1 tRNA gene and 1 rRNA gene are annotated in these 813 nt (G+C 34.8%); both read right to left on the minus strand.

The window, feature by feature from the left end:
- Positions 1-509: 509 nt before the first annotated feature.
- Positions 510-593 (minus strand) — tRNA-Leu (locus CLCY_RS05345).
- A 5-nt stretch (positions 594-598) separates the two neighbouring features.
- A 5S ribosomal RNA gene (gene rrf, locus CLCY_RS05350) occupies positions 599-715 on the minus strand.
- Positions 716-813: the final 98 nt, after the last annotated feature.

The following is an 813-nucleotide window of genomic DNA, read 5'->3' on the forward strand; positions in this document are numbered from 1 at the left end:
TCGCTATAGTTACTGTTTAGTTTTCAATGACCAAAGTACTTGATTAGTTTATCAGTAATTGACTTGCTTGTCAACAGTTACTTTTAAACTTTTTTAATTTGTTTTGTTGTCTTCGCTCTCGCGTCGACAAGATATATCTTACCACGACCTTTAATACTTAATATTATTATTTAACCTACTTTAGCTAGATTATGTCAACAATACTTAAAATACCTCACTATACCTTGTATTTAAATAGTATGACGTGCTAGGGTTAGTTGTTGTACATATAAATGCTTTAATAAGTATTTCTTAAGAGCTGAAACCTACTTATATTATAGTGTTTTGCTTATTTTAAATCTAGATCATCCCCCTACGGGAATAAATTCAATAATAACTCTCTATCTATAATATAGTTATGGACAAAAAATAAAAAAGCCATTCTATAATGAATAGCTTTTAAAGGAAGTTATTTATATATAATTAAAAAAGGGCATAAAAAAAGACACCATATATTTGGTGTCTTACTTTGGTGCGGATGGAGGGACTTGAACCCCCACGTCATGGACACTAGATCCTAAGTCTAGCGCGTCTGCCAATTCCGCCACATCCGCATGTTACGAAGCGACTTCCTACCCTCCCAGTCCGTCTCCAGACTAGTACTATCGGCGTTAAAGAGCTTAACCTTCGTGTTCGGAATGGGAACGGGTGTATCCTCTTTGCCATCATCACTTCATGCATTTGAAAAAACTTGGTTCTTTCAAAACTGCACAGCATTCTTTTTGAACTTAATCAAGATTAAGCCCTCGATCTATTAGTATCAGTCAGCTACAC

Origin of the sequence: Clostridium cylindrosporum DSM 605 (assembly GCF_001047375.1) — a bacterium.
Lineage (GTDB): Bacteria > Bacillota > Clostridia > Clostridiales > Caloramatoraceae > Clostridium_AB > Clostridium_AB cylindrosporum.